The organism is Bacteroidota bacterium, from assembly GCA_034723125.1.
Classification (GTDB): domain Bacteria; phylum Bacteroidota; class Bacteroidia; order CAILMK01; family JAAYUY01; genus JAYEOP01.
In genome coordinates this window covers 1-9,432 of the sequence record JAYEOP010000432.1, presented here as the reverse complement: position 1 = coordinate 9,432, position 9,432 = coordinate 1, and the positions used below count along the sequence as shown (strand labels likewise).

8 protein-coding genes are annotated in these 9,432 nt (G+C 28.7%); 2 read left to right on the top strand and 6 right to left on the bottom strand.

Translation table 11 applies throughout. The features are described from left to right. A partial coding sequence (gene rpmA, locus U9R42_11530; protein ID MEA3496655.1) for a 50S ribosomal protein L27 occupies nucleotides 1-257 on the bottom strand: 257 nt, incomplete at its 3' end. Between the two features lie 9 nt (nucleotides 258-266). Then, nucleotides 267-575 (bottom strand): 50S ribosomal protein L21, encoded by a 309-nt coding sequence (rplU, locus tag U9R42_11525; protein ID MEA3496654.1) that lies wholly within the window; start codon nucleotides 573-575, stop codon nucleotides 267-269. A gap of 190 nt (nucleotides 576-765) precedes the next feature. Here rplU and U9R42_11520 point away from each other — a divergent pair, with 190 nt between their 5' ends. Together U9R42_11520 and U9R42_11515 are read left to right on the top strand one after the other, a co-directional pair. Next, nucleotides 766-2,961, top strand: coding sequence for a hypothetical protein (locus tag U9R42_11520; GenBank protein ID MEA3496653.1), 2,196 nt, complete (start codon nucleotides 766-768; stop codon nucleotides 2,959-2,961). Between the two features lie 21 nt (nucleotides 2,962-2,982). Further along, complete coding sequence (locus U9R42_11515) at nucleotides 2,983-4,755, top strand: chloride channel protein (protein ID MEA3496652.1); 1,773 nt, start codon at nucleotides 2,983-2,985, stop codon at nucleotides 4,753-4,755. A gap of 619 nt (nucleotides 4,756-5,374) precedes the next feature. On the opposite strand, the gene U9R42_11510 is transcribed toward U9R42_11515, so the two are convergent. The 4 genes from U9R42_11510 to tilS all read right to left on the bottom strand — a co-directional run bounded on the left by U9R42_11510 (nucleotide 5,375) and on the right by tilS (nucleotide 9,291). Then, entirely contained in the window at nucleotides 5,375-5,575 is a 201-nt protein-coding gene (locus tag U9R42_11510; protein ID MEA3496651.1) for a hypothetical protein, read from the bottom strand. Between the two features lie 218 nt (nucleotides 5,576-5,793). Then, entirely contained in the window at nucleotides 5,794-6,849 is a 1,056-nt protein-coding gene (locus tag U9R42_11505) for a methyltransferase (GenBank protein ID MEA3496650.1), read from the bottom strand. Nucleotides 6,850-6,865: 16 nt separating this feature from the next. Further along, nucleotides 6,866-7,942 carry a C1 family peptidase gene (locus U9R42_11500; protein MEA3496649.1) on the bottom strand — a complete coding sequence of 359 codons (1,077 nt, stop codon included), beginning with the start codon at nucleotides 7,940-7,942 and terminating at the stop codon, nucleotides 6,866-6,868. Between the two features lie 11 nt (nucleotides 7,943-7,953). After that, a complete protein-coding gene (gene tilS / locus U9R42_11495) occupies nucleotides 7,954-9,291 on the bottom strand; it encodes a tRNA lysidine(34) synthetase TilS (protein MEA3496648.1) in 1,338 nt (445 codons plus the stop codon). Nucleotides 9,292-9,432: the final 141 nt, after the last annotated feature.

Below are 9,432 nucleotides of genomic sequence, written 5' to 3'. Positions count from 1 at the left end.
TGCTCAACAGGAATAATATTAACAAATGATCTGTTGTTTTTCCTTCTCCTAAATTCAACAATTCCATCAATTTTTGCAAATACTGTATGATCTTTTCCAAGACCGGTATTTATTCCAACATGATGTTTTGTTCCTCTTTGGCGAACTATAATACTACCAGCTTTGGCAAACTGACCACCGAATAATTTAACTCCAAGTCTTTTACTGTGTGATTCTCTACCGTTTTGGGAGCTACCCATTCCTTTTTTATGAGCCATAACTATTAATTATTTAATATCTGTTATCTGAATTTTTGATAAATAATCTCTGTGTCCATTTCTTACTTTATAACCTTTTCTTCTTATTTTCTTAAAAACGATTATTTTATCACCTTTACAATGTTCAAGAATAGTAGCAGTAACTTTTGCACCTTTTACATTAGGTGTTCCTACTTTAACTTTTCCGTCATTATCGATTAAAAGAACATCAGAAAATTCTACTTTTTCTTTTTCTTCACCTTTTAATCTATTTACAAATAAGGTTTGGTCCTTTTCTACTTTGTATTGATGTCCTACTATGTCAACTATTGCGTACATACTTTTCTATTTTTGGGGTGCAAAGATAAGAATTCTTTTATTAAACAATTAGAATAAATTTTAATTTTATTAATAATTTTCAACCTCTTTGTTCCAATGCATTAAAAAAAATAAAAATGTAAATTTAATAATTTTAACTTACATCTTAAGTTCCCGCAAAAGTAATACTTTTGTTGCAAATTCTAATGTTTTGAAAAGATTAAACTCAATAAAAAAATATTTTACTAACCCTGCATCAATACTCCTTTTTGTAGCGATTATTTTTTATTGGCAAATTTCTTCATTAGGATTTTGTCTTAAATGGGATATGATTGATGCTGTATTACCTTTTCGCTATTTTATTGGTGAATGCTTACAAAACGGGCATCTCCCGTTGTGGAATCCCTACCAATTTACAGGCATTCCAATTTATGCTGATATGCAATATCCCCTTTGGTATCCGGAAACACTTTTAATCGGTTCAATTTTCGGTTACAGCAACTATACTTTACACTTTCTGTTTACTTTCTACATTTTCATTGCAGGTTTTGGTGTTTTTAAATTGACATCTTTTTTAAATGTCTCAAAAAATATAGCTTTACTTTCAGGGATTGTTTACATGACATCAGGTTTTTTTGTAGGGCATGCACAAGCTATGTTTGCAATTATTTCAGCAACTTGGATACCTTATATTTTACTGTTTTATTTAAAAATGAATAAAAGTCATAATATTCTTGATGCATTAAAATCTGCATTTTTTATGTTTTTACTCATTTCAAACGGCTATCAAACATTCACTATAATTTTCGGATATTTTCTTCTTCTAATATTTTTATTTGAAATTATTTCTCACTTTCTATCAAAGGATTACAAAAATATTCGTCTCCTCATAAAAACTAATTTCATCTTTTTTCTGTCAACAGCAATTTTAAGTACTGTAATTATTGTTTCACTAATTCAAGTTGCTCCCTTTGCTTCACGCTTAAGAAATATCCCTCCCGAAGTAGCTTTAGTTTGCCCACTTTCTCCTCAATCATTAATCTCATTACTAATTCCTTTTTCAGCAATAAAAAACCCATCATTTTTCAATACTGATATCTCAATGACAAATATTTTCTTTGGGATAATCTTTCTCATATTTTTTATTTATTCTTTATTCCAAAAAAAGAAAGGCATTTTTATTCTCTTTGCTTTATGGGGTGTTTTTTGTCTTTTTGTTGCTTTTGGAGAATACACTCCTTTGCGAATGTTTCTTTATAAACACATTCCGATGATGAACCTTTTTCGCTCTCCAAGTTATTTTAGCTTATTTACTATTCTTACATTTATTATTCTTGCAGCTAAATCAATGTCTGATTTTTTTAAACACAAAAATTCAAATCGCCAAATTATTATTGGAATAACTTTGGGGTTCTGGATTACTCTTGCTTTTCTTTTTGTTTTTTCCGCCACAAAAATTTCAATAAAAGAACTTAGTTTTCTTAACACACACTTAGGATTTAAGGAAATGATGCAAAGTTCAACCTTATCAGAGCATATCTTCATTCATAGTTTTATTCAATTTATCTTAATCAGTATTTTTATGTTTTCACTGCTTAAAAATAAAAATTTGGTTAAAACAATAATGATTATCGTAATAATTGAAATGTTTATTTCAGTTCAACTAAATATTCACTACACAGGCGTTTCTGTAAAAAGCCCACAGAAATTACACAATAAAATAAAAAACCTTCCTAAAGGATTTCCAATTCCACAAAGCAAAAAAGTAATTGAGAATAGTGATATCTCCGGAGCTTTTCTACCTGTTTGGCGAAACACTAACACTTTTCATAAAAAAATATCTTATGAAGGATTTAGTTCTTTTGTTCTTGACCCTTTCCTCTACTTATCCGATTCTTTTCCTAAATTAAAAAATGCTGTTCTAAACAACTACCCTCTTTATTTATCTTCACAAATATTTTCTAATAAAACAATAAAACAACAGCAAGATTATTCTCAGAGCGACCTTTTTATAAATGAAAATATTTATAAAAAATTATCGAAGGATAAACTCAGACATACTCCAACAGATACAGTTTTTATTACAAGTTTTTTACCAACAAAAATTGAAGCAATCGTAATTAGTAAGTCTCCTCAAGTTTTAACATTACTTCAAAGCAATTATCCGGGATGGTCAGTATTAATTGATGGAAAAGAAACAAAACATTTTACATCTAACCATGTTTATATCTCAACAAAAATACCAGCAGGAGAAAGTAAAATTGTTTTTATTTATCAAAATCGAATGGTTAAATTTGCCTTTTTTGTTTCGTACTCAGCATTATTTTTAATGTTAATTTTGTTTTTACTTAATAATACTTATTTTAAATCAATACTTTCTAACTTTGCCCCTCGTAAAAAAAACTGATAAGTTGAGAGTAAAGAGAATATGCATTTTGAAAAATACATAAAACCACTTATAATTTGGAGATTAAAACACATCCCTGACCAGCATTTTATTTTAATTTTAAGTGCTGTAATAGGACTTACAAGCGGTCTTGCGGCTGTTGTTATAAAAAATTCAGTGCATTTTATTCAAGAACTTATAAAGAATGAGATTTTTAATTTTGGAAATTATTTATATATTGCTTACCCCGTAATAGGAATATTTTTCGCTGTTTTATTCATCAAATTTATCATTCGTAGGAAAGTAAATCATGGAATACCGGCAGTGCTTTATTCAATTTCAAAAGAAAATGGAATTATGAAACAGCACAATATGTTTTCCTCAATAATAACCAGTGCATTTACTGTGGGTTTTGGCGGCTCTGTTGGATTAGAAGGACCTACAGTAGCAACAGGTGCGTCAATTGGCTCCAATATCGGTCGTCTTTTCCGAATGAGTTATAAAACAAAAATACTTTTAATAGGTTGTGCAAGTGCCGGAGCTATGTCTGCAATTTTTAAAGCTCCTATTACAGGAATAATTTTCGCCATTGAAGTTATCATGCTGGATTTAACAATGTCTTCTTTGGTACCGTTATTAATTGCATCTTCAATAGCAGCTCTAACCTCATATTTTTTCCTTGGCAGAGATGTACTTTTTCATTTTACTCTTCAAGATGAGTTTTTATTCAATGATATCCCATTTTTTGTAATTCTTGGAATTTTTACAGGACTTATCTCAACTCATTTTACTCGCATGTACATGAAAATTCGCTCATATTTTGAAAGAATAAATAAGTGGCAAGTAAAAATTCTCGTTGGCGGTATTGCTCTTGGAATTCTTATTTTCATTCTTCCACCATTATATGGCGAAGGTTATGAAACTATAAATTCCTTACTAAAGGGAGATTACAAATCAGTAATGGAAAATAGTATGTTCTCAGAGTTCCAAGATAATATGTATGTTGTTTTCGGATTTTTAATATTGCTGATTTTTTTAAAAGTTGTTGCTACATCTATTACTTTTGGAGCAGGTGGAATAGGTGGTATCTTCGCTCCTACACTTTTTATGGGTTCTACTTTGGGTTTTACTTTTGCAAAAATCTTACAATACTTTGGCATAAAAGACCTTTCGGTAAGTAATTTTGCTCTTGTAGGAATGGCAGGCACAATTGCAGGAGTTCTTTTTGCTCCTTTAACAGCAATTTTTCTTATCGCTGAAATTACAGGAGGCTATCAATTATTTGTCCCTCTAATGATAACAGCAGCAGTTTCATACACAACAATACGACTTTTTGAAAGCAATTCTGTTTACACAATTCAATTGGCAAAACGCGGTGAATTATTAACTCATCATAAAGATAAAACAATATTAAAACTTATAAAAGTTAATGATGTTGTTGAAACTAACTTTATTACTGTTCGTCCTAATGATACACTTGGATATCTTGTAAATGTAATCAAAAAATCTGTCAGAAATATTTTTCCTGTTATTGATGAAAAGGGTAATTATCTTGGTCTTATTCCTCTTGACAATATCCGTAATATAATGTTTGACCAAGGCAAATATGACAAAATTTTCGTGAAAGATTTAATGATAGACCCACATATTTCGGTAACAACAGAAGACGGCTTAGACATTGTAATGGCAAAGTTCAGAAGTTCGGGGCACTGGAATTTACCTGTAGTTGACAAAGGCAAATACCTCGGTTTTGTTTCACGAGCAAATATTTTTAACTCTTATAGAAAAATGCTTGTAGAATTTTCAGAAGATTAATAACTCAAGTTTCGCATAATAATTCTGTGTGCTAACATATACTTCGGCTGGTCATAATTTGAGCTTTGGCACTATGTTTAACGTATTGGTTATTACTCGTTTACACGGTATAGCAAAACACTTTTATTACCGCTCAGCATATATTTATTATCTGACTGATATATTATGTATTTTTTCTTAGTGTAACTTTGTGCCTTGGTGCCTTTGTGGCAAGATATTGATAATTAGCCACGAATATTCTAAGACACTAAGAATCACAAAGTATGAAACAATTCATTATGGAATTATTATACTATTTAGTCTTTCTAAGAAAACACCAAATAACAAATTTCAAATGACAAATAAACACCAAATAATAAAATTCCAATTTTTCAAAATGTTTGAATATTAGATAATTGGTTATTGAGAATTATTTGTTTTTTGATGTTTGAGATTTGTTATTTTTAAAATGAATAGTTTTCTAAGAGGCACTATTTATAGTTCATCACAATAATGGATACTTAGCCCAACTCGACATTTAATAAGTTTCCGAATATCAATTCTTTATATTCAAATGCGAAACTTGAGTTAATAATAAAATTGACTTGAATTTTTTAGTGATTTTTTTGAGAAGGGAAATCTATTTGTTTCTTTTTGATTTAAGGTAATTTTTGACTCCATAAAATATTCCGGATAGAAGTAAAAATACAAAACCACCATCAATAGGTACGGTTGGATCTGTATTACCGGGATTCCATCCACCGGCTGGTGGAGCAAATAGCAATACTGGTATTAATATTAAAACAATTAAAAAATATATTTTATGAACAGTTTTCTTCATTTGTAGCGATTAGTTATCTTGCTTTTTAAGTACAAAGTTAATAGTTTTTTCTTCTTAACAATAAATATTTTATAAATTATAAAATATTTAATTTACAAATTTCAAGCAATATTAGTTACTGCCTGCTATTGAGTAATTTACAAAATTTTCCTTAGTTCAACTTCTCCCAAATATAATATTTATATCTCAAAATGAGAAAATAATTTATTCGTTTTTTTTTAAATCAGATATGGTACAAACAACCATTTTGTTTTCTTTCTGTATTTTAAATAATCTGAATCTTTCTCCAAATGTTTTTCCTCAGTGTAAGCACGTAAAATATAAATTATTGTCCAAGCAATCATTGCAATAAATACTTTCATACTCATAAAAGGCAAAGTCAATAACCACCATGATATTATTTTTGACGAATAAGCAGGATGTCTGACAATTTTAAATGCACCTCTTGTTACAATACCTCTGTTTGTTAAATTACTACATTTTGCACCGAGTGAAATTGTTGAAGAAAGATTTGCAAAATACATTATTAAAATTAACACAAAAAGAATTGTTGTGATTCTTTCGCTTATAAAAAATGTATTTTCTACTGCCAATTCCGGAGTCATAGCATACATAGGTAACAGCTTAATTGTAAGCAGAATAAAAGGAAAATAACAAGCTAAAGCAGCAATCCAACCCAAAACCGTTTTATCAACTGATTTTATGCTGTTGTTGAATTTTTTATCCTCAACTATATATCCAAAAGAAAAAATAAAAGTATCGGTAACAACATAAATTGCTGACAAAAAAACAAAGAAGTAATTTTTAGTAATTAAAAGACTTAAAGAAAAAGTTGGTAAAGAAATATAATCAACCAGCAATATCAAATACTCAACAAAAAAATTTAACATTGCAGGAATAAAGATTAAGCGTATCACAAAAAAGAGAAAAGAGATTTTTTCTTTTTCATTTTCAAATATCTTAAGTTCTTTATCTTTTCTTCCCCAATTAATAATGTTGTAAAAAAATCTTAGAAGCAAAGCAAACATCAATGATAGCTTAAAGCTAGCTGCATTTTTAAAATATAGAATTCGTATTGGCAAAAATATTAATACATAAAAAAGATAAAGGTAAAACAGTAGCAACTTTGCTTCATGAATCATAAATTGTTTGTAAAAAAAACCATAGCAGAAATATCCTAACAATAAACCCAAGCCAACAACTTCCGTTAAAAATTCAAGCCAAGATTTTTCTTTCTCAACTAAAATCTCAGATAGTTTTTTTACAAATTCCATAAATATTTATTTTAATTTAATAAAGTCCTAACTTCGTCTTAATCCCTTTTGGCAATGCATCTTTGTGAATCATTATCGCTACAGTATTTAACTCTACAAAAGGAAAAGACATAAACCAATAACCATCATATTTGGAATTTGCACTCCATGAATTTTTTGTTTTAAAATATTTTTTACCATTTTCATCTTTTGCAATTCCTGTGAGATGCATCAAATGATCATCAGTAGCTGTGTAATTATCAAAATATTCCTGACGTATTTCCTGAGTTATTTCCTTTTCATTTTCTAATGTTGCATAACCCTCTCTCCTTTTAAAATTTCCACTAACATCACCATCCCAACAAACAGAATAACCCTTTGTGATAGCATATTCCATTATATCCATCAATTCATTAAGAGGAACATTGTAGTACAAATCGCTTGACCAATTATCGGGAATTTTTAAAACATATTTTTCATAAAAAGGATGGTCAGTATAGGAAGTTATTTCAATGTAGTCATCCATGTTCAAAGCTATCTCTTTGGTAAATTCCATAGGTGTAAACTTGTTATTTTTGTATTCAATTTTTTCGGGAATTTCGCCAAGATAAACATTTAGGACTGCCTCAATAGCATCATCCCAAACAGTTGTAAGTTTTTTGTTTTTATTTTTAACAATATTTTCAAGCATTCCTTTCAATACTGCTTCCATCTCGCTATGAATGTGATTTTCTGTTCCGTAATTCAATCCTCGATAATTCTTCTCAGGAATAATACCACTTATTTTTATTGCATTAGTAACATCATGAGCTTGCCCACCTTGACTAAAAACAGCATTTCCATGTAAGCGTACATAGTTTTTTGCTTTATCCTGATATGCTTTATTTACAACATACATTTCCGAAAGATCAAATTCACCTTTATCCATCCTCAAAAGTTCTGTTTCGAGAAAAGAAATTGTAGCATAAGCCCAGCATGTTCCCGCCTGTTGCTGATTTTTTACTGAGGTTGTTTTTACTTCTTTTACAATTTTAAATTCACTTTGTGCATCTGCTGTTTCAACCAAGGTAATTAGCATTAAAGCCACTAAAACTAAACTTAATTTTTTCATCATTTTCATTATTTTTATCTAACAATTATTTTTATAATTTCATTACTATTTTTATCTATTCTAAAACGATCATCAATTCTTTTTCCTACGACCCACACTATTTCATTAGCTGACTTTACAACTAATATTTTGTTTTTTTCGAGTAGAGAAAATTTTTCATCAATAAAAAAATCACTTAATTTTTTCTTTGTTTTCATTCCAAAAGGATAAAAGTAATCACCTTGTTGCCAATGTCCTACTTTTAATGGAAATTTAATTTTTTCTGAATTCAAATATGCAATAGAAGGATTTTTCAAATCATCAATCTCATCATTTCTTATTTTAGAAATCTTAAAAATACTATCTTCAAATTCTAATTCTATTGTATTAATATCAAAACTTTTTTCTTCCTCTTGCTGAGATTGTTTTTTAGAAAGCAACAAATATTCTCTGTCTTTTACAAGAACATAATTTACTGAATAAAAACTTTTCCCTGATTCCTCATTCAAAGAATTAATAATATCCAAAACATCAGAATTATTAAATCCGTAATCATTTAAAATTTCAAATAAAATAAGCTTTTTATCTTCATACTTAATTAATTTATCAATACTAATTTTTATAATATCTTTCTCAACTTTCAGAATTTTGCTTTTTATTATTTCTATTTGCCTATTAATAAAATTTTCATACTCTTTAAATATTTCCACACTTTTTGAAATAGTTTCCTCTACATTGGGATTTAATTCTTTTAGTTCAGGAATAACTTTATATCTTACAAAGTTCCTTTTTATTTCAGTATCAAAGTTGGTTTTATCAATTCTAAAAGCTAGTTTATCTTCTTCCAAATATTTTTCTATATCTTTTCTTTTCAAAAACAAAAGCGGTCTGATAATCTTTTCTGATTTTGACAAAATCCCTCTCATTCCTTTTATCCCGGAGCCTCTTGCAAGATTTAACAAAACTGTTTCAACATTATCGTTTTGGTGATGAGCAATTGCAACTTTATCAAAATTCATTTCCTTACAAAGTTTTTCAAACCAATCGTACCTTAGTTTGCGTGCTGCCATTTCAATTGATAATTTATTTTGTGATGCATACTTCCTTGTATCATACGAAATTACATGACAAACTGTGTTGTATTTTAATGCAAGCTCTTTTACAAATGCTTCATCTTTTTCGGAGTCTTCTCCTCTTAGTTTAAAATTTACATGAGCAATTTCAAAATTGATATTATTTGTAAAAAACAAATTACACATAGCAACAGAATCCGCACCACCACTTACAGCAGCAAGGACTTTGCAATCCTTTTTTATCAATCCGTTTTGTTCAACAAATTTTAAAAATTTACTATTTAAATCTTTGCTTTTCATATTTTTTAATTTATGGGAGGTTCTATAAATACATTTCTTTTAAGAAACAAAGATAATGAATAAGATGCAAGGCACAAATTTTTCTGAATAGCCGTAGCTATTGAGAAAAATTTTAACGCAGTCAGATTGTTTATTATCTTT